The sequence below is a fragment of the Aristaeella hokkaidonensis genome (genome assembly GCF_018128945.1).
In the GTDB taxonomy this organism is placed as follows: domain Bacteria; phylum Bacillota; class Clostridia; order Christensenellales; family Aristaeellaceae; genus Aristaeella; species Aristaeella hokkaidonensis.
On the sequence record NZ_CP068393.1, the window covers coordinates 781,843 to 802,864 of the forward strand.

General features: G+C 55.3%; 18 protein-coding genes. 7 read left to right on the top strand and 11 right to left on the bottom strand.

What is annotated here, in order from left to right; all coding sequences use genetic code 11:
• Positions 1-66: 66 nt before the first annotated feature.
• The 7 genes from surE to JYE49_RS03660 all read right to left on the bottom strand — a co-directional run bounded on the left by surE (position 67) and on the right by JYE49_RS03660 (position 7,278).
• Positions 67-774 carry a 5'/3'-nucleotidase SurE gene (gene surE, locus JYE49_RS03630; protein WP_093956111.1) on the bottom strand — a complete coding sequence of 236 codons (708 nt, stop codon included), beginning with the start codon at positions 772-774 and terminating at the stop codon, positions 67-69.
• A gap of 21 nt (positions 775-795) precedes the next feature.
• Positions 796-2,283 (bottom strand): bifunctional metallophosphatase/5'-nucleotidase, encoded by a 1,488-nt coding sequence (locus JYE49_RS03635; RefSeq protein WP_093956112.1) that lies wholly within the window; start codon positions 2,281-2,283, stop codon positions 796-798.
• Position 2,284: 1 nt separating this feature from the next.
• Complete coding sequence (locus JYE49_RS03640; RefSeq protein WP_093956113.1) at positions 2,285-3,172, bottom strand: PhnE/PtxC family ABC transporter permease; 888 nt, start codon at positions 3,170-3,172, stop codon at positions 2,285-2,287.
• 13 nt (positions 3,173-3,185) lie between these two features.
• A complete protein-coding gene (gene phnE / locus JYE49_RS03645) occupies positions 3,186-4,151 on the bottom strand; it encodes a phosphonate ABC transporter, permease protein PhnE (RefSeq protein ID WP_283399295.1) in 966 nt (321 codons plus the stop codon).
• Positions 4,152-4,162: 11 nt separating this feature from the next.
• A complete protein-coding gene (gene phnC / locus JYE49_RS03650; RefSeq protein ID WP_093956114.1) occupies positions 4,163-4,921 on the bottom strand; it encodes a phosphonate ABC transporter ATP-binding protein in 759 nt (252 codons plus the stop codon).
• Between the two features lie 109 nt (positions 4,922-5,030).
• Positions 5,031-6,077, bottom strand: coding sequence for a phosphate/phosphite/phosphonate ABC transporter substrate-binding protein (locus JYE49_RS03655; protein WP_093956115.1), 1,047 nt, complete (start codon positions 6,075-6,077; stop codon positions 5,031-5,033).
• A 190-nt stretch (positions 6,078-6,267) separates the two neighbouring features.
• Positions 6,268-7,278: a LacI family DNA-binding transcriptional regulator gene (locus tag JYE49_RS03660; protein WP_093956116.1), complete on the bottom strand. Its 1,011-nt coding sequence runs from the start codon at positions 7,276-7,278 to the stop codon at positions 6,268-6,270.
• Positions 7,279-7,562: 284 nt separating this feature from the next.
• Here JYE49_RS03660 and JYE49_RS03665 point away from each other — a divergent pair, with 284 nt between their 5' ends.
• The 7 genes from JYE49_RS03665 (at position 7,563) to JYE49_RS03695 (ending at position 16,117) form a co-directional block, all read left to right on the top strand.
• Positions 7,563-8,825 carry a Gfo/Idh/MocA family protein gene (locus tag JYE49_RS03665; protein ID WP_093956117.1) on the top strand — a complete coding sequence of 421 codons (1,263 nt, stop codon included), beginning with the start codon at positions 7,563-7,565 and terminating at the stop codon, positions 8,823-8,825.
• The gene (locus JYE49_RS03670) at positions 8,822-10,051 is read left to right on the top strand and encodes an acyltransferase domain-containing protein (protein ID WP_093956118.1); all 1,230 of its coding nucleotides are present in this window, start codon (positions 8,822-8,824) and stop codon (positions 10,049-10,051) included. The genes JYE49_RS03665 and JYE49_RS03670 overlap by 4 nt, the downstream gene beginning before the upstream one ends.
• 34 nt (positions 10,052-10,085) lie before the next feature.
• The gene (locus JYE49_RS03675) at positions 10,086-11,069 is read left to right on the top strand and encodes an ABC transporter permease (RefSeq protein WP_093956119.1); all 984 of its coding nucleotides are present in this window, start codon (positions 10,086-10,088) and stop codon (positions 11,067-11,069) included.
• Entirely contained in the window at positions 11,069-11,998 is a 930-nt protein-coding gene (locus JYE49_RS03680) for a carbohydrate ABC transporter permease (RefSeq protein WP_093956120.1), read from the top strand. The genes JYE49_RS03675 and JYE49_RS03680 overlap by 1 nt, the downstream gene beginning before the upstream one ends.
• A gap of 79 nt (positions 11,999-12,077) precedes the next feature.
• Positions 12,078-13,532, top strand: a complete 1,455-nt coding sequence (locus JYE49_RS03685; RefSeq protein WP_093956121.1) for an ABC transporter substrate-binding protein — start codon at positions 12,078-12,080, stop codon at positions 13,530-13,532.
• Between the two features lie 109 nt (positions 13,533-13,641).
• Positions 13,642-14,691 carry a phosphotransferase enzyme family protein gene (locus JYE49_RS03690; protein WP_369413337.1) on the top strand — a complete coding sequence of 350 codons (1,050 nt, stop codon included), beginning with the start codon at positions 13,642-13,644 and terminating at the stop codon, positions 14,689-14,691.
• A 13-nt stretch (positions 14,692-14,704) separates the two neighbouring features.
• On the top strand, positions 14,705-16,117 hold the full coding sequence (locus tag JYE49_RS03695) for a phosphoglucomutase/phosphomannomutase family protein (protein WP_093956123.1): 1,413 nt from the start codon (positions 14,705-14,707) through the stop codon (positions 16,115-16,117).
• 54 nt (positions 16,118-16,171) lie between these two features.
• Here JYE49_RS03695 and JYE49_RS03700 read toward each other — a convergent pair whose 3' ends face one another.
• The 4 genes from JYE49_RS03700 to JYE49_RS03715 form a co-directional block, all read right to left on the bottom strand.
• Complete coding sequence (locus JYE49_RS03700; protein ID WP_093956124.1) at positions 16,172-17,227, bottom strand: TraB/GumN family protein; 1,056 nt, start codon at positions 17,225-17,227, stop codon at positions 16,172-16,174.
• A gap of 182 nt (positions 17,228-17,409) precedes the next feature.
• Complete coding sequence (locus JYE49_RS03705) at positions 17,410-18,501, bottom strand: phosphotransferase enzyme family protein (RefSeq protein WP_093956125.1); 1,092 nt, start codon at positions 18,499-18,501, stop codon at positions 17,410-17,412.
• A gap of 44 nt (positions 18,502-18,545) precedes the next feature.
• Positions 18,546-20,108: a carbohydrate ABC transporter permease gene (locus JYE49_RS03710; protein ID WP_283399296.1), complete on the bottom strand. Its 1,563-nt coding sequence runs from the start codon at positions 20,106-20,108 to the stop codon at positions 18,546-18,548.
• The gene (locus JYE49_RS03715; protein ID WP_093956126.1) at positions 20,108-20,995 is read right to left on the bottom strand and encodes a carbohydrate ABC transporter permease; all 888 of its coding nucleotides are present in this window, start codon (positions 20,993-20,995) and stop codon (positions 20,108-20,110) included. The genes JYE49_RS03710 and JYE49_RS03715 overlap by 1 nt, the downstream gene beginning before the upstream one ends.
• Positions 20,996-21,022 lie beyond the last annotated feature (27 nt).

Below are 21,022 nucleotides of genomic sequence, written 5' to 3' on the forward strand. Positions count from 1 at the left end.
ACTGCCTGCAGACACAGACAAAAACAGAGCCGGCCTTCTGGCCGGCTCTTTGTTATATTCTGCTGATTAACCGATATTCCGGACGACGCCGATGGAAATGTAATGATCCAGAACGGCCCGGAAATCAGAGCCGTCGTCACAGGCGTCATCCGGCACCCACTCCGCGGAAAGGCGGAGACCGCCGCCCGGAAGATGCTCCGTAAGCTGATAGCTTCCACGGAACATAGAGCCGGAGGATACGGTGCGGCCGGTGAGAATGCCGTTGCAGGAAGCGAGCGGGAAATTGATATTGAGGATTTCGTCCCGCCCGGGCAACAACTCCTCCAGAAGCTCCAGAACGTCGGGAAGAAAACGGTCTGTGACCGAGTGATCCGGATTATAGGGTTCCGAGAAAGCAGCAGCAGGGATTCCCTGATGGGCGGCTTCCAGCGCGGCACCCACAGTAGCGGAATACTGAATATCAGAGGCGATGTTAAAACCGCAATTGATACCGGAAAGAACCAGATCCGGTTTCTGCGGAAGGAGATATGCCAGGCCGACGCGCACACAGTCTGAAGGCGTGCCGCTGCAGACCCAGGCGGTTACGCCCGGAACCGGAAACGCATAGGGCATAAAATCGACCGGCTCCAGGATGGAAATGCTGTGGGCCTTGGCACTGTGTTCCCGGTCAGGAGCAATAACCGTCACTTCTCCGAGGGCACGGGCTGCTTCAACCAGGCGGATAATGCCGGAGGAACGGATGCCGTCATCATTGGTAATGAGAATTCTTTTCATAAACAATCCTGTCTGTAATCGTCAGGTCAGAACGGTCAGCGGATGGCCGGAAGGGATCTCAACAGGGTCATGCTCCTCCAGATACCGCAGGATCAGTTCAGTAATGTCCGTCTGGATATCCCGGACGACCGGGCAGGAGAGATAAAAGTCGAAGTCTCCTGCGCCGGTGGCACGGTAATCGCACATACAAAGGGTGAAGGTGTCTGAATCCTGTACAGGCCGGCCTTCACAGGTAAGGGAAACCACCCGCCGACCCGCGGGACGGGTGAGGTTAAAGGTGTATTCGATCCCGGCAAAATAATCGTAATTGAAATGCGCTTCCTTCGGCCGGAGAAAGGCTTCACTGATGGCAAGATGCCCCTGCGCATCCCGGTCAAAATACCGGGCGCACTGCTCCAGCCCCTGACGAAGGATGGAACCGGTGACTTCCAGCACTTTGAGGGTGTTGGGATAGACGTAGGTGGCCACCACATCCCGGACAGTTACATTTTTGTCAAAGCCGCGGACGGAATTGGCCAGGCAGGTGCAGCTGACGCAGGCACCGGACGCCCAGAGCTGAACCTGATTGAAGAAATCCGCAATCGGAGATCCTTCCATTGCCATTTTCAGCTTGTCTTCCGGCCAGAGGGAACGGGAAAGGTGACCGATGGGATGGTCCAGCCATTCATTCAGCCGGCCGAACAGGGCGGCCTCTTCCGGCGTATATTCCGCATGATCCGGAACAGGACACAACTCAGAAGTAAAGTGCCGGTCCGCGTACATTTCCACCCGGATATACGAGGCGGCATTGCAGGGCGTCTGGACAAGGTGAGTATTGTGCCAGCGTGCACCGGCCAGCGGGATGTGCTGGTGACCGGTCAGCAGCAGGTCAAAGGGGAGCTCCTCGCACAGGCGGCAGGCAATGTTTTCATCCGTGGATGAGAGCAACTTCCCGGTTTCCGGATCCCGCTCGATTCCGCCGTGATAAATGCCGATGAGCACGTCACACTCCAGGGAGGCCACGGCGGCTTTCGCGCGTTCCAGCGGGGAAACAACGGAAAAGTCCACCAGGTTTTCAGGCTTCTCCCAGCGGTTGATCCAGTCGGTTACCAGCCCGACAAGACCGACACGAAGGCCGTTGCCGAGAGTACGGACGGCACAGGGTAGCAGCGGAAGCTCCCCGCGGAGATCATCCACATTGGCACAGAGACACTGGGCATCCAGCTCACGGAGATAGCGAAGAAGATTTTCACGGCCGTAATTGAAATCGTGATTGCCGAGGGTGACGTAATCATATCCCCGGGCATTCATGGCCCGGGCAATCGGTATGTCAACACCCTCGGAACGGCCGAAATAAGTCAGGGGAGAACCCTGAAGCATATCGCCGCCATCGATGACGAGCGTGTTCTCATCCTTGGGGAAGCGCATGGAAAGAAGCCCCATGGGCTGGGGCTCCTTATTCTGGAAGTTTGTGGGATACAGATATCCATGGATATCCGATGTGAAATATACAGTCAGCAGCGGTGCCATATCAGCCTCTCGTCAGACGGTTCCGGATCCGGGTGGAAAGCCACTCAATCACAAGCATCAGCAGGATCATGCCGAAGAGATAGGCACCGACCATGCTCCAGCGGCTGGAAGTGATGCACTGGATCAGCGGGGCGCCGATACCGCCGGCGCCGACGATGCCCAGAGTTGTGGCATCCTTCATGTTGATATCGAACCGGTAAATTACTGTGGAAATGAAATTCGGAATGATCTGGGGCATGATGCCGCAGCGGATCTTCTGGAAACCGGAGCAGCCGGAGGCGTCCAGGGATTCCAGAATACGTACATCCAGATCCTCGATGGCGGTGATGTACATCTTGCTGATCATACCGATGGAACAGACGCTCTGGGTGACAACACCGCAGAAGGCGTTGGGACCGGTGACGCGGATCCAGACCAGCGCCCAGACCAGACTGGGAATGGTACGGATGAGCAGGATCAGCACGCGGAAGATGCGGGCAAGCCATTTGGGGACAATCCGGTCACAGGCCAGGAAGCTGAAGGGAATGGCCAGGATACCGCCGATCAACGTACCGAGGAAGGCGATGGCGATGGTCTGGAAAAGCAGATAGGGCACGCCTTCCGTGGAAATGGTGATGCCGGCGATCTCTGTGACGGAGGTATCCTCCGTAATCCGCCCCAGCAGCAGGTTCCAGTCCGGATGGGTCAGGCCTGTGGCAATACCGCGGGCAACTTCAGATCCCTTTGTGGCGATGCCTTTGAATTCCACACCGCTGGCGGACCAGACCAGCAGCAGCGCAACGATGATTACAACCAGCGTGTACAGCCACCAGCGGCGCGGGCGCTGTGCGTAGGTTTCCTCTATGCTCAGAGGGCGGGGAACAACCGGGATTTTATTCTTTTCACTCATGTTTCCGCCCTCCTTAACTCAGCTTTTTGCGCAGGTACTGGCTGAGGCTCTCAATGCTGACAACAAGGATAAAGAGCATCAGCAACACCGTGCCGAGACCGTTATAATCACGCCAGCCGATCCGCTCGTCAATCAGCAGACCCAGACCGCCCGCACCGACATATCCGAGAATGGAAGCTGCCCGCACGTTCATTTCAAGCGCGTAGAGGCTGTAGCTCAGATAAGTGGGCAGGATCTGTTTCATACTGGCGGACCAGAAGCCCTGCAGCTTGGTGGCTCCGAAGGATTCCATGGCCTCAAAGGCGCCCATATCGATGGTTTCGATGGATTCATACATCATCTTGCAGATGACGCCGAGGGTGAAAACCAGGATGGCCAGGGTGCCGGCGAAGGTGCCCAGGCCGAAGATCAGGGCAAAGATCTTCGCAACCACCAGGGTGGGCAGCGTGCGGAGAATATTCAGCAGCAGCCGGATTACGGATACGGTGGCCTTGTTGCGGTTAATATTGGTGGAGGCCGCAACGGCCAGCGGCAGTGCCAGCGTGGCGCCGATGAAGGAGCCCAGGATGGACATACGAAGCGTATCCCAGAGCGGGCTGAAAACCTTCGGCGCGAAGGATCCGGTCATGGTATGCCAGAGCGCCTGCCACCAGCGGCCGTCGAAGACGGACAGCAGGCTGACGGTACCGGGATCCATGCCGAATTTTGTGAAAGTGGACTCCTGGATATTGAAGATATCCGGGGAGAAGATCTGGCTCAGGATGACGACAAACTGATGACCCCGCCGGGCAATGATGCCCAGGTCAAAACCGGTCAGCTTGATGCTCAGCCAGACCATGGCAACCAGCAGCACGGCAATCAGCGGCATCCGGGATCGGGGCCGCTGTACGCTGTGACCGTTGGACAGACGGATGGTTTTGGGTTTGAAAACGCGGTCGAAAAGCGGGACACGGTATCCCGCCGCGGCTTTCTTTTTCATATGCCGCCTCCTCAATCGCCCGCCTGGGGAATGGAAGCACCGTTGTAGATGGAATCCAGAATCTCCTGGGTAACCTGATCCACAGGCCCGTCGTAAACAATTTCACCTGCGCGGATACCGATCAGGCGGGTAGCGTATTTGAGCGCCAGGTCCACATGATGAATATTGATCAGGATGGAAATGTTCATTTCTTCATTGATGCGCTTGAAGTCACCCATGACCTGATGGGCAGTGACAGGATCCAGCGCGGCCACAGGTTCATCCGCCAGGATGATGGTGGGCGTCTGGTTCAGGGTGCGGGCCAGGGCAACGCGCTGCTGCTGACCGCCGGAAAGCTGGTCGCAGCGGGTATAAGCCTTGTCCAGGATGCCGACTTTATCCAGCGCCTCCAGGGCATGCATTTTCTGCTCCTTGCTGAAAATGCCGAGCAGAACCTTCCACCAGGGCATATCAGGCACCATGGAGGTCAGCACATTCTTGATGGCAGTGGAGCGGGAAACCAGGTTGAAGGACTGGAAAATCATACCGATTTTCCGGCGGAAACGGCGGAGACTTTTGCCCTTCAGGGTCATGACGTCTGTGCCGTCCACGGTCAGCTGTCCCTCCGTGATATCAATCATCCGGTTGATGGTCCGGATGAGGGTGGATTTGCCCGCACCGCTGAGGCCGATGATGGCAACAAATTCGCCCTGATTGATGGTGAGGTTCACATCTTTCAGGCCTTTTACGCCGTTGGGATAGGTTTTACTGACATGTTTGAATTCAATCAAGGAGATTCCTTCTTCTGCGGCTGTGCCGCCTGTAATTAATCCATAAACCTGAAAAATCCGGGCTGCCGCGCGGCGTGAACGCACGCAGCAGCCCGGACGGTGAGCGATCTTACTTCACGACTTCCTGTGCCTTACGGGTGGCGTCGTAATCGCTGTCAACAGCCTTCTTGTAACCTTCGTGGCTGTACACGGAGAAGATGGCCTTGCCTTCTTCAGTGTTGATAATGTTGATCAGGGCGTCCTGGATGGCCGCGATGAACTCGGGATTGTAGATCTCGGGCTTCGCCTTGGTAACGGCCACGGTGTCATTGTAGATACCGGGGGTGACGCCGATAACGTTCAGCTCATTCCAGATGGTGTCGGTACGACCCATGCCGGCCTTGCCGGTGGGATCGGTCTCGCCCAGGGGAAGCATCCAGGCGGCTTCATAGTCGCGGCGGCCGTCGGCGTAGCACACGATGATGTCCACCTGCTCGGCAGCAGCCTGCGCGAACTGGTCGCCATACTGAATGCCGAAGGAAACATGCTCCAGATCGGTGAGCTTTTTGCCGTCATAGTGATCCATCAGCCACATGGTGGGATAGATATATCCGGCAGAGGAGGAGTTGTTGCCGACAGCCCAGTTGGCCTTGTTCAGGTCATCCCAGGTCAGGGCTTCACCGGCGTTGACTTTGGCGGCCAGTTCCTTGCCGTAGGCAGAGGGAGTGGCATAGATCAGGGCGCGGTAGAAACCGACCTGATTGCTGGAGTCACCGGTGGTCTTGTTGGCGTCGCCGTTCCAGTCGGCAGGATTTTCACTGTCGTTGGACAGACCGGCGCGGGTGGAGGTCAGGATGACCTCTGTTTCGTCGCTGTAGAGGACGTAGGTGCCGGCGGGCAGCCAGCCGATATCGATGGAACCGGCGCCCATGGCTTCACCGGTGGCGTTGTAGTTGGTACCGACGGTGATTTCCACTTCGCCGATATCATAGCCCTGGTTGGCCATTTCAGCCTTGAGCAGGTCGGGCAGGTTCTTGGTGCCGGTGATAATCACGTCAGCATCCTTGGAGGGAACAAATTCGAGGGTCAGCTTGTCCATTTTGACATTGTCAGCCAGGGCGCTAACGCAGCCGAGAAGCAGAACAATTGCCAGAAGCAGGGCGGTGAGTTTTTTCATGGTATACCATCCTCCTTAATATATGATTCAATTATGTATTGGATCATGTACATATTATGCAATACAAACATAAAGAAAGTATTACGAAGTTCTAACTATATCTGAAAAAGCGCAGAAGTATAAATTTAAGGAAAAAAGACAGAGCCGGCAGCGCTGCCGGCTCTGCGTTTATGGGGGAGAAAAGGGGATGTCATACGGAATCCCGCTCAATAAGGCGGGAGGGGAGCAGAACACGCTTGGGCAGCGTGGTGTCTCCCCGGACACGGCTGGCGATGATCCGGGCGGCGGTGATACCCATTTCGACAGCCGGGACGTCGATGGTGGTCAGCGGTGGGTTGGCATACTGACTCATCTCAATATTGCTCATGCCGATGACCGCAACCTGATCCGGAACACGGATCCCCAGCTGATACAGGGCACGCAGGGCGGCCATGGCCATCAGGTCACTGGCTGCATAGAAAGCGGTGGGCAGGCCGTGTTCATGGTAAGTCTTCTCAACAAGGGAAACGCACTTTCGGTCATCCCAGTCGCAGTTCAGCACCCATTCGGACCTGACCTCCAGACCGAGATCCGCCATGGTTTCCAGGTAGCTGCGGTAACGGCGGGAACGCTTCAACGGGGCGCCCCCGACACTGCCGCCGATATAGCCGATGGACCGGTGCCCTTTGCTGTAAAGGTATTCCACAGCCATTTTGCTGACCCGCAGGTGATCATATTCCACGTTATCAATGGGCATATGCCCGGTATCAATTCCGACAATATGCGGAATGAGGGAATGGAGCTGTTCAAACAGCGGCTCAGACAGGGGACGCATCATGATGAGGCCGGAAAGGCCGGCACCCAGCAGGCGATTCAGGATGGCCTGATCCTCAAGCTCCTGCTCTGTCTGGATGACGGAAACGGTGCCGCCAAGGCGGGCAAGTTCATCCTCTATGCCGCTGAGAATGGCGAGATAGTAGGGATCACTGTATTTACCTTTGGTGGTGGCCAGGAGCACACCGACAGAAAAACCGGAGGTATCAGACTGATCCGGCCGGGGGCGCTTTTTCACGGGAGCCTGGTAACCAAGCTCAGTCACAGCGCGCAGCACTCTCTCGCGTGTTTCATCCGTCGTCTTGTAAATCTGATTGTCATTCAGAATACGGGAGACAGTAGCGGGGGAAACATTGGCCAGGCGGGCCACGTCACGGATATTCGCCATGAAGCTTCGTCCTTTCTGCCGGTAGGGCAAAATACAATATGGGAACGGAACAGATGATCCGGTGTTTCGTATGATCAAACGCTGTGTATCCGCCGGAGTCTGGCAATATGATATAGGAAGAAAGGCGGTGTGTCAAGTTGTTTATGAAACAAAAAAATATATGTTACATTGGCTTAATATAATGAAGAAACGGCACATGCCTACTAAAATTCCCTGTTGACAGTCATTGAAACATATGATAATGTTTAGTAAACAAAAATGAAAGTTTCATCAGGAGACCGGATATGAAGTTTGTATTAATCGGTGCAGGGCAGCGTGGAATGATTTACGCTAAATATGCCCTGGAAATGGGTCATGAGATTGCCGCTGTCGCGGAAACGGATGAAGTGAAGCGCCAGATTGCGGGCGATCTGTTCGGCATTCCGGCAGAACGCCGTTTCCTCAACGGAAAGGATCTGCTGGCGCTGCCGAAGCTCGGTGACGCGGCCATCATCGCGACAATGGACCGGGATCATTACCGGGAAGCTATTCCGGCGATGGAAAAAGGATACCATCTGCTCCTGGAAAAGCCCATTTCACCGGATCCGGAAGAAACGCTCGCTATTGAAGAATGCGCAGTGAGAACCGGCCGGCATGTGACTGTATGCCATGTGCTGCGGTACAGCCCTTTTTTCCGGGCACTGAAAAAAGCCGTGACAGACGGAAAGATCGGCCGGGTGATTACGATCCAGCATAACGAGAACATCGGCAACTTCCACATTGCCCACAGCTTTGTACGGGGCAACTGGAGACGGAGCGACCTGGCCAGCCCGCTGGTGATGCAGAAATCCTGCCATGACATGGACCTGATGGTATGGCTGACGGGAAGCAAATGCGAAAGTATTTCCTCCTTCGGTGACCTGACCTATTTCAAGGCGGAGAACGCACCGGAGAACGCGGCGGAACGCTGCGCGGAATGCCCGCTGAAAGACAGCTGCCGGTTCAGCGCTTACCGCTGCTACCTGCCGATCGCGGGAGACTGGCCGGCCACCGTACTGACAGAGGACCAGAGCGAGGAAGGACTCCGGGAGGCGATCAGGACAGGTCCGTACGGTCGCTGCGTATACCATTGCGACAACAATGTATGTGACCACCAGGTGTCCATCCTCCGTTTCACAAACGGAGTGACCGCGACTTTTAACCTGAGCGGATTTACCAACAGGATGACCCGGACGATCAAGATCATGGGTGAAAACGGTGAGATCCGGGCCAGCGAAGCAGACAATGTGATTGAAATCACGCACTTCGCAAGCAACTGGAAGGAAGAGGCTGAAACCGAGATTATTCGTCCGGAAGAAAGCACCAGCGGACACAGCGGCGGAGACAGCGGTATTGTGGAAGACTTCCTGTCCATGCTGGAAGGCAAACTGAGCGAATCCTCCACGGATATTCACGAATCGGTCGAAAGCCATATGATGGCCTGCGCGGCGGAAGAAGCCCGGCTGACGGGGAATGTGATCAGTATTGAGGATTTCCGCCGGAAGCATGAAAGGAAACCGCAGGCATGACAAGAGAGAGACTGAACGAACTGCTGAAGGTTACGGGCGATCTGATTCCTGAAGCAATGGAAGAACACATCGGGGATCTGGAGACGGACGCGAAGGAGCTGCTGCCCCGGGAAACACTTCTCGAGGTACTGAACACAAACCAGGTGCCGGAAGCCAAACAGCAGGCACTGCTGGACGCACTGGACGCAGCCAACGCCGTGCCGGAACTGGTGGAGCTGGCCCACATCATGGCGCAGGATGCCGTACGCGGCCTGGTCCGGTGTCACGCGGTGGAATTTTATCAGCCCCTGCCGGACTGCCTGACCGGATTCGCGAGGGAAGCCTACGCGTTCCTGTACACCCAGCTGTGTGTGCTGGAAGGCCGGAAAGCCCTGCGGGCCCGCGGAATCCCGGAGAAATACGACGAGGATATTCCGGAACGGATGACGCGGAAGCAGCTGAAGAAATATGTGGAGACCGGGGACATCAATTTTGACGATTATCCCTGGGATATGAACTTTTACTGCTGCCAGATTTTCTTCCTGGACCGGTTCTACTTCATTCCATATCGCTGGGGAGGATCCCCGGAGGCCTGGCGGAACCAGGAGACCGGAGAGGTTGTGGCCCTGTGGCACGCGGGTGTCCGGGTGCGGAGGGACGGCCAGATCGACGGCGTGAACGGCGTACGGGATCCGGAAGCGTTTACCACCGAGTTTATGGAGACGGAAGACGCCGTATGGGGCAACCGGGTCCTGCCGGAGGGAAGGATTTCCCCGGAGATCGTGATGCTGGATAAAAAGATCTGGCGGAAAGCCCTGGGAGACGACGATTTCCTGCTGGCACTGCATATCCCGGGCGGAGAAGGCTATACGCCGGAGCGGGTGCGCAGCAGCTGTGAGCAGGCACTGGCCTTCTATGACAGGTATTATCCCGAATACAACTATATCGGATTCTGGAGTGAATCCTGGCTGTATGATCCGGGACTGCGGGAGATTGTGAAACCCGACCGGAACATAGTACGGGTACAAAAGCAGTTCTACTGCTACCCGGTGGAAGAAGGGGACCGGATGATCCGGCTGGAAGTACTCGGGGACGAGCATGCGGACCACCGGAAGCTGACGCCCCGGAACAGCCTTGAACGCGGCATGTTCGCCGTGTGGGACAGGGGAGACCGGTTCCACACCACGGGAATGTTCCTGCTGCGGGAAGAGGTTTCCCGGATCGGCGAAGATCCCTACGAAACCTGAAACGATGAAAAACAGCTGAAAGGAGGAGAGAGTCATGCAGAGAACCGTTACGCCGATGACCCGCGGTTTCCGGTGGGAAATGAAACATAACCGGACGCTGTATCTGATGTGCGTACCCGCGCTGCTGCTTCTTCTCGCCTTTGCCTACCTGCCCATGGGCGGTATGTATATGGCATTCACCAAATACAACGTTGTGGACGGCATATACGGATCTCCCTTTGTGGGTTTTCAGAATTTCACCTATTTCCTGAAGGGGAATCCCTATTTCTGGAACGCGGTGAAGAATACGCTGATCATCAACTTCTGGGGTCTGATCTTCGGCACGATCGTACCGATCACCATCGCCATCGCGATGAACGAAGTGAAGAACGGACCCTTTAAAAAGATCAGCCAGAGCGCAATGTTCTTCCCTTACTTCCTGAGCTGGGTCGTTGTGGGCGCCATCCTGTACGGCTTTATGACAGCCAATTTCCGGATTGACCGGAAGACGGGAGAACTGATCCTGACCGGTGCAAACGGCGTGGCCAACCGACTGCTGATGGCCTTCGGGTCCCAACCGATCCGCTGGTATGCTGAACCGAAATACTGGAAAGCGATTGTCATTTTCCTGGACGTGTGGAAGTGGGCCGGCTACAACTCCATCATTTATATGGCAGCGATGGCCGGGTTTGACGGCAGCCTGTACGAGGCAGCCACCATCGACGGAGCCAGCCGGTTCCAGCAGATCCGGTATCTGACGATTCCGATGCTGAAACCCCAGGTGGTTATCCTGACCCTGATGAGTATCGGCCGGATTTTCTACGGCGATATGGGCATGATCTGGGGACTGGTGGGACAGAACGGCACCCTGCTGGACGCGGTATCGGTTATTGATACCTACGTCTACACCTCCATGAAAACGATGGGCTTCGGCTTCAGTACGGCAATCGGTCTGTGCCAGAGCGTCATGGGCCTGATCCTGATTCTCCTTGCCAACAGCGCGGCAAAGAAGATCAATGACGGGGAGGGACTGTTCTGATGAGTATTGCGGTACATCACGGAAAGCATCACTCCAGGCATATTCATCGCAGCGGCGCTGACAGATGGGCAAAGATCCTTTCCTATACGATTGTCGGCCTGTTCGGCCTGATGTGCCTCTATCCGCTGCTCCTGACGGTGACGGTCAGCCTGACGCCGGAGGACGTTATCAACAAAGACGGATACCGGCTGATCCCCAGCAGATGGAGCCTGGATACCTACACCTATATTTTTGCCCACAGCGGCGCACGAATCCTGAAATCCTACCTGGTAACGATCTTTGTGACCGTTGTTGGCACCCTCGGATCGATGCTGGTTACCTGCATGATCTCCTATGCAATCAGTCTGCGGGAACTGAAATACCGGAATGTGATTGCCTTCATCTGCAACTTTACCAGCATATTCTCCGCGGGCCTGATTCCCTGGTACGTGGTATGCGTGAACTGGTACGGACTGCGGAACAATATCCTGGCATTGATCCTGCCTTCATTGTTCAGCGTATGGTACATGTTCCTGATGCGGACCTATTTCAAGGCTATCAGCCAGAGCCTGTATGACGCGGCAAAGATAGACGGGGCCGGCCATATGACGATCTTCTTCAGGATTGCCCTGCCGCTGAGCGTCACCGCACTGCTGACGGTGGGCCTGATGTATGCGCTGTGCTACTGGAACGACTGGTGGCACGCCCTGATGTTCATTGATGACCGGGATCTGTTCCCGCTGCAATATTACCTGTATTCCATCATGTCCAACGTGAACGCGGTTTCCAGCGGGCGGGTACCTTCCGGTGCGGCGGCCAATATCCGGCTGCCGGCGGAGACGGTCAAGATGGCTGTGACGATCATCACCATCGGGCCGATTATCTTCCTGTATCCCTTTATCCAGCGCTACTTCGTCAAGGGCATCATGATGGGAGCCGTTAAGGAATGATGAATTATCCTGGCGGCGATCCTGAATAAGGTTCATAATGCGTTAAGCATATTATGAAAAATAGAAGGAGGACACACAAATGAAGAAACTGTTGGCTGTTGTACTGGCACTGATGATGGTGCTGACCCTGGCTGTGCCGCTGATGGCGCAGGCAGACGAGCTGGAGGAAATCACGATCCTCTATCCCGGTGAAGAAACTGACGCTTTCTCCAACTTCATCAACGGCGCTTTTGCCGAAAAAGTGAAGGAAGAGCTGAACATGAAGGTTAACTTTCGGTTCCTGAGCTGGGACGCTTACTGGGACCAGAAGAAAGTTATGCTGGCTGCCAATGAGACCATCGACCTGTACTGGGACGGCCTGCCGGACCTGCCCACCATGGTGAACAACAAGGAAGCCCAGCCCCTGGACGAGCTGATCGCCAAGGTCTGGCCGGACTACATGAAGGACGTCCTGCCGGAAACCCAGATGAACGGCGGTAAAATCAACGGCATTCAGTACGGTATTCCGTCCGCATACGCTCCGTCTTCCGCCATGTTCCAGTTTGTCTGCCTGCGGCAGGATCTGCTGGAGCAGGTCGGTATGACCGAAGTGAAGGACGCTGAAGACCTGCGTGAATACGCCCAGCGCGTGCAGGACCAGCTGCCCGGCTACATGGGCCCCGGAGATATCATCTTCAAGCCCCTGACCCGTAACTTTACTGACGAACAATACACCTGGCTGTTCCAGGATCTGGTGGTCTTCGGTGAAGAAAGCCACAAGGCTTACAGCTACGCCCATACCGACGCCTTTAAGAAGGTGGCACAGTTCAACCGTGAAATGTTCCTGGACGGCCTGTACCATGACGAAGTGGCCATCAAGTACAACGAGCGTGACAGCCGTGTGCAGACCGGACTGTATCTGTGGGTTGAAGGCTCCCTGGGCAAGGAACTGGAAATCGGCGGCAAGGTGAAGGCTGTGGACCCGAACGCCGTGATGAAGAACTACCTGCTCGCACCCGAAAAGCCCCGCTACGTCAACGCGGCAGGCGGTGAAGTGCTGTGCATCCCGTATTCCGCAAAGAATCCGGAAGGCGCCCTGAAGTTCCTCGCTTGGCTGTGGGGCAGCCAGGACAACTACCTCTTCTGCCTGTACGGCGAGAAGGGCAAGGACTGGGATCTGGACGAGAACGGCGGCCTGCAGCTGATCAGTGAGACCGCAGCCGGAGAAGGATTCTTCTATGAGTGGATGTTCCGGAACGCCAATTACCAGGTGTTCGGCCCCGAAGTTACCGAAGAGTACAAAGAGATGTACAGGAACTGGGACAACGACGCCCAGATCTCCGCGATGATGGGCTTTGCCTTCAACAACACCGGATTTGAAGTCACTGAAAACGCCTGCCTGGAAGCCTGGAAGAAACTGGCTCCCATCATGTACGGCTATGTGGACTTTGATGAGAACTATCCGGCGGCGATCGCTGAACTGGAAGCGGCCGGCATCAACGAGTATGTGGATGAAATGAACCGTCAGCTGGACGCGTTCCTGGCCTCCAAATAAGCACTGATACAAACAACTGATTTACCATCACACTGCCGGCAGGAGGAGGGTTCCTCCTGCCGGTGTTTTGCGAAAAAGTCCTGAAAGCGGGGAAAGAAACATGCGGGAAATGGCGGAAATGTTCCGGACGGAAGGGACGATTATCAAATGCATTCCCTTCGGATCCGGCCATATCAACCAGACCTGGCTGGTGGTGACCAACCAGCCCCATCTCTATATTCTGCAAAAGGTGAATACGGAGACCTTCCGGGATCCGGAGGGGCTGATGAACAATATCCTGCTGGTGACAGGCCACCTGAGGGAAAAGGATACGGATCCCAGACACGTGATGACGCTGGTAAAGCTGAAGGACGGAAGGGATTACATCCTGAAGGACCGGAAGGAACTGTGGCGGCTGTATGAATATGTGACCGGCGGCGTCTGCCTGGACCGGGCGGAGACGGCGGCGGATTTCCGGAACAGCGGAAAGGCCTTCGGTACCTTCCAGAACAGGATGGCGGATTTCCCGGCAGAGCAGCTGGTTGAAACCATTCCCGGTTTTCATGACACACCGAAACGCTATCTGGCTCTGCATGAGGCAATCCGGGATGACCGGGCCGGACGTGCAAAAAGCGTACAGCAGGAAATTGACTTTATGCTGGAGCGGGAAGAACAGGCAGGCCTGCTGCAGAAAATGCTGAAAGCAGGGGAACTGCCGCTGCGGGTGACGCACAACGATACCAAGCTGAACAATGTCATGCTTGATGAAAAGACGAGGGAACCACTGTGCATCCTGGACCTGGACACGGTGATGCCCGGGCTGGCGGCAAACGACTTCGGTGATTCCATCCGGTTCGGTGCGTCCACGGCGGAAGAGGATGAAAAGGACCTGACTAAGGTACGCCTGGACCTGAACCTGTACCAGGCTTATGCGGAAGGATTCCTCCATGCCTGCGGGGACAGGCTGACAGCGGCTGAACGGGAAACCCTGCCGGACGGAGCCCGGATTATCACACTTGAAAACGCTGTACGGTTCCTGACGGATTACCTGAACGGGGACACCTATTATCATATCGAAAGACCGGAGCACAATCTGGATCGTACCAGAACCCAGATGGCGCTGACGGAGGAAATGGAAAAGCATGACGACATCATCCGCAGGATGATGGATTGCATCTGAACGGAGGCACAAGATGATTCAATTCGGCACAGGCGGCTGGAGAGCCGTTATCGGAGACGGATTTACCCGGGACAATATCCGGAGGGTGGCGGCGGCGCTGGCCCGGAGAATGAAGAAGGAAGGCTGCACGGAAGAAGGACTTTGCGTCGGGTATGACCGGCGGTTCCTCAGCCGCGAGGCGCTGATCTGGTTCTGCGAGGTCCTGGCGGGTGAAGGCGTGAAGGTTTACTTTGTCAACATGAGCTGCCCGACACCCCAGATTATGTTTACAGTGAAGGAAAGAAAGCTGCCTTACGGCGCCATGGTGACGGCCAGTCATAACCCGGCCATCTGGAACGGTATCAAGCTGTTTACAGCCGGCGGACGGGACGCTGCCCAGGACGTGACGGAATCCATTCAGGAAACTGCCAACAGTCTGAAAGACGGAGAAATCCGCAGCATGGATTTTGAAGCGGCGAAGACCGAGGGGAAAATCATTATTATTGATCCGAGGGACGCCTACCTGGATTCCATCCTTCGGCAAGTGAATACCGACGCGATCCGGAAACGGCGGCTGCGGATTGTGCTGGATCCGATGTTCGGCGTGAGCCTGACCGGCCTGCAGACCATCCTGTACACCTCCCGGTGTGACGTGGACGTGATCAATGACCGTCACGACGCCTTCTTCGGCCGTCACCTGCCGGCACCGAACCCGGATACGCTGGTGGACCTGCAGTACGCAGTGAAGGAGCATAACGCAGACGTAGGTATTGCCACGGACGGCGACGCGGACCGGCTGGGTATCATCGATGAAAAGGGAAACTATATTACCGCCAATGAGACGCTGGCACTGCTGTATTCCTACCTGCTGGAGCAGAAAGGCTGGAAAGGACCGGCGGTGCGCAATATCGCTACTACCCACCTGCTGGACAGGATCGCGGAAGCACACGGCGAAAAGTGTATCGAGGTACCCGTGGGATTCAAACACATCTCGGCCGGGATGGAAGCCAACAATGCACTGATCGGCGGCGAATCGTCCGGCGGCCTGACAGTCCGGGGACATATAGCCGGCAAGGATGGCCTGTATGCGGCGAGCCTGCTGGTGGAGATGCTGAGCGTCAGCGGGAAAAAGCTCAGCGAACTGGTAGCGGATCTGTACAGCCGTTACGGTGAAATGCATGCAGCTGAATATGACTGGGCGCTGACTCCGGAAAAGAAGGAACAGATTCATCACCTGGTGATGGATGAAAAGAAGCTTCCGTCCTTTGAGCAGACCGTTGTCCGCGTCAACTACATGGACGGCTGCAAAGTCTATTTTGAAAACGGATGGGTGATTGTCCGTCCATCCGGTACGGAACCGCGGATCCGAATCTTTGCGGAAGCACCGACACAAACGGAAGCGGAAGCGCTGGTACGGAAGATGGCGGATTTCACAGGGCTGGAATGACATAAAAAAGGCTGGAATCAGGAATGATTTCAGCCCTTTTTTCTTTGATCCGCTTTATTCGCTGACGATGATCCCGTAAGTATTGAGAACACCCGCGGAGGTCTTGCTTCCATCCGCAATGTAATACAGACGCAGAAGAGTACCGTCTTTTTTCGTGTATTCCACGATAAAAACCTGGCCGGGCCCGATCTCCATGATATAGTTGCCGGCGGGGAGGCAGTCTCCTGTGCCGGGAGCATCCTTCAGGTCTTCATAAGCGCCTTCCACCCTCCAGAAATCCCGTTTCAGGAAATCCGCAGACCAGGAGGAAATATCACTGCTTCCAAAATAGGAAGCCTCATACTGTTTTCCGTTCAGGGTAACGGTTTCCAACCGGACAATACCGGATTTAGTCAGATCGGTCGAATATATACGGTTTCCGAGAAGATCCTTCAATTGTGACGCCATGCAGGGTATGGATCCAGTTGAATCCAGGGAAAACAGGTTTGTATGGGCGGATCCGTATATGCCCATGACGTCCTTTTGTCCCAGTGCATCATAAATCCTAAGGAAATTATCCACCATCAGTTTTTCCCTGTAAACAAAGGCCGCGTCCTGATTGTCAGACTTCATTGCGTAATAGGTACTGCCTTGTTGAATGACTTCTTCCGCGAAACGGTACTGATCACTGTCCTTCCTGCCTTCGGATTCCAGCAGTGCCAGATATGCGGTTCCAAGGGTGTTGAACTGATGCCCCACATCGGTTCCGTGAAAGACAGTATCCGGGAACCTGGATTTGATTGACCGGTAAAAATCCAGGACACACGGAGAATGCATCTGTGTTCCTTCCATTGCGTTGTAGACCAGTTCCAGCAGTTCATCTGTATCTGCATGCATCCACCGGTTCAGGTATTCAGCCGAATAGAAGGGGAGCTCAATAAACAGGTCACGCATTCCGCCGGCATAGCAGTCTGACCAGGCGGCCAGTTCCTTTTCCAGGCAGGCCGGATCCGCATGGGATTCGCCGTAAAGGAAGACGTTTCCGGAGTTGTCTGCTTCCGCGCATGCGGGAGCGAAACAGCAAAGAACCAGCATGCTGACGGTGAGCAGTACGAAAAGCGTTTTTCTCATAGGATCAACCTCCATTACAGGAAAATGATAGATGGAAAGAATTGAGCTTTTATTCCCGGAACTATCATAACAGGCCGGAGAACGTTTTTTCATCCTGTTTTTGAAAAAATAAGGGCGTGTATTGTGCTGAATTGAGAAAAAAGCTTCCCCCAAAGGGAAGCTTATGTTTGAAAGATATCGCTTCAATCACCGTACAGCTCCAGCAGGATTTCCCGTGCCTCGGTGCTGTGCTTTTCCATGTCCCGGAAGAGGGCAAACTGCGCCCTGGCCCGGTCCAGGTTCTGTCCCGGACGGTGAATTTTGAAATAGACGTCTCCGTTCAGGTGATCCGCAAGGAACCGGAGTCCGTTTTCCAGCGTCATGAGGCGGGCGCCGGTTTCCAGGGACAACAGCTCCTCCCGGGAGAGGACACCCTTCAGGGAAGAAAGGAAACCGCGGGCAAAAGCCCGGTATTTTGGCAATTCCAGGCGGATCAGGGAAAGATCCTGCTCATCCTCGGCGGCACTGCAGGCACCCACCCGGATGGCGTCGCCAAAGTCGTAAGCCAGCAGCCCCGGCATTACGGTATCCAGATCGATGACACAGACAGCCTTGGAAGTTTTACGATCCAGGAGCACGTTGTTTACCTTTGTGTCGTTGTGGGTAACGCGCAGGGGCAGTTTTTCCGCGGCGAGGGCATCCGTCAGGAGCCGGGTGTCATCCGCGTGGCTCCGGGCGAAGGCAAGTTCTTCCTCCACTTCGTGAAGACGGCCTGAGGCATTCCTTGCGACGGCCTCCTCCAGCTGGCACAGACGTGAAGGGGTGTCGTGGAAGGCGTGAATGGTCTCATACAGGGAGGCAACCGGGAAATCATCCAGCATACGGGTGAAAAGGCCGAAAGCACGGCCGCATTCTTCCAGAACAGCCGGATCATCCGGAAGTTCGGGACTGAAAGTGTCCGGCACAAACAGGAGAAGACGCCAGATCTGGCCTTCGCTGTCTTCCGCACAGGATTCGCCGGAAAGGGTGGGGATGAGGGTAATCGTCTCCCGGTCCGGATCGCCTCCGGCAGCCAGGATCTTCATCCGCAGATGGGCGGTCACATGCTGAATGTTTTCCATAACTTCCCGGGGACGGACGAAAACATAGCTGTTGATGCGCTGGAGAATATACTGCCTGTCTGTTCCGGCAATCCGGACCAGAAATGTGTTGTTGATATGGCCGTTGCCAAAGGGAACCGCAGTACGTTCTCCTTCCGGCAGGGCAAAAGCATCCAGGATTTCAGGATAGGGCATGGGTACAGAGACATCCTTTCGATGGTAAAGTAGTGACTATTGTTTTATCCTTTAACGCCGCCGGCTGTCAAGCCCGCAGCCAGGTGCTTTTCGATCAGCATGAAGAGGATGACCACAGGAACGGTTGCCAGAAGCGCCGCAGCGAAGAGATACTGCCATTCAATCATGTTGAAGGAAGAGAACTGGGTGATGCCCACCGTAATAGGCCTGTTGGCCTGGGTGGAGATCAGCACGGTGGAGACGGTATATTCATTCCAGGCGTTGATAAAGACAAAGATCAGCGTGGTGACAATTCCGGGAGCCGCCATGGGAAGCAGAATCCGGAGCATGGCACCGAGCACGCTGCAGCCATCGATACAGGCGGCCTGCTCCATCTCGGAGGAGATGGAAACAAAGGTGCCGCGGAGAAGCCAGATGGCGAAGGCCTGGTTGAAAGCCGCATTGATGAACATCAGTCCCATCAGGGTATCGTTGAGGTGCAGCGTGTTCATGAGGCGGGAAATGCCGACCAGCAGCACGACGGGAGAGAACATCTGGCTCATGATGACAAAACCGAGATAGGCTTTCTTGCCGCGGAAATCCATGCGCGCCATGGCATAGGCGGCGGGAATGCCGCAGACCATAGCAACGAGCGTGGCACCACCGGCAATCAGCAGGGAGTTGACCAGATACCGCAGGACGCCGCGGTTCAGCGTATCCGTGAGATTGCTGAAGACCCAGCGGGACGGCAGGATCCGGAGGAAATGCATATCCGTTGTTTCCGCATTGCTGCGGAAGGCAGTGATGAACATCACGAAGAAGGGATACAGGATAAACAGCGAGAAAAGGATCACGCTGAGATAAAGCGCAATGCGCAGAAGTGTCTTTTTCAGCGGCTTACAGGCGCCCAGGATGGCGGCGCATATGGTGATGAAAGCCGGGATAATCAGCAGGAACGGGCCAGCGCAGACGGTATATTTCAGGGCGGCCAGCAGGGTGTCCAACTGGTCTCCGGCGGATCCGTCGAAGAGGAACCGGTCGAGTGCCGGCCGGAGACGATCCAGCGCTCCGGGATTCCCGCCGGCTTGTGCCAGATCCACCGTGCGGGAAAGATCCAGATTGAGCCTGTTGAAGACAACGGGAATCAGGAAAAAGGAAGCAAGGGCCAGGATAAAGGCGCCGATTCCGGCAGCGCGGTTTCCGGTAAACACAGACAGGAGGGTGAGCAGCCAGGCGGCTGCAGAGAAAACAAGAATCAGGATCAACAGCACAGAAGAGGGAAGCCCGGCACGCAGCAGATCCCAGCCGCTCCGGTTGTTGGCGGCATTGATGGTGAAAATGACCAGGGAAGTGGTTTCATTTTTGCTGTTGACCCGTTCAATGACCTGTTCGTCAATGTCGCCTTCCACACCCTGGGTGCGGAAGGTTTCAAGCTGGAGCTCCACTTCCTGACGAACGGTCTGGTATTTTTCATCACCCACAAAAGTGTTGGGAGAACGCTTAATATACAGCTGTGAGGAGAAATTCAGAAAAGACAGAGAGCAGAAAACGACGGTCAGGATCAGCGATGAAAGAATCAGAAGAAGAATGATCCGACGGGAGTTTGAAACGGAAGGAAGCTTTTTCATCAGAGATTATCCTCCTTCCGCATGGTGATGAGCATATAGCAGCCGGAGGCAATGCACAGGATAACGAAACCGATCACGGAGAGCGCGGTGGCCGGACCTTTCCGCTGGTCATAGAAGGCGAGCATGTACAGATAGGTGACCATCGTATCGGTCTTGTTGGCCGGAGCGCCTTTGGTGATGGTATAGATGATGGGGAAGGAATTGAATACATAAATGATATTCAGCACGGTGGAAACCGTGAGGGACGGTTTCACCAGCGGGATGGTCACATGACGGAGCTTTTTCCAGAAGCCCGCGCCGTCCACGGTGGCTGCTTCATAATAGGACGCGTCGATGGACTGAAGGCCGGAAAGCACGGTAAAGGTGACAAAGGGAATGGTAACGATGATACCGATGGCACACTCCCAGATGAATTCAATCTGATAGGAAGCACGCCAGTTCACCGGATCCTGCAGAAAACCCAGATTCAGCAGGATGTTATTCAGGTTGCCGTATTCCATTTTGATGATGTAGTTCCATACGGACGCCTGAATGACCAGGGAAGCCGCCCAGGGGAAGACCATGATCGACCGGGCAATCTTCCTGCCGCGGAAGGGCTGATTGAGCACCATGGCGCAGATGAAACCGATAAGGGTAGAAAGCCCTACAACGGAGACCACCCAGAAGGCAGTGTTAAGCATTACCTGAGGAAAAGCGGCGGAAGAAACAGCGTCCTGAAAGTTTTTCAGTCCGATAAACCCACCGACAACGCCGGCACGGCTGATATGGCTGAAGGCCAGGCGGAAAACAATGCCGATGGGGAATACGACGAAAACCAGCATCAGCAGGATGCTGGGAAGAATCCAGAGATAGGGTTCCCAACGATGACGGACAAAAACTGAACGCATGATTCTTCTCCTGTAAAAAAGGGAGGC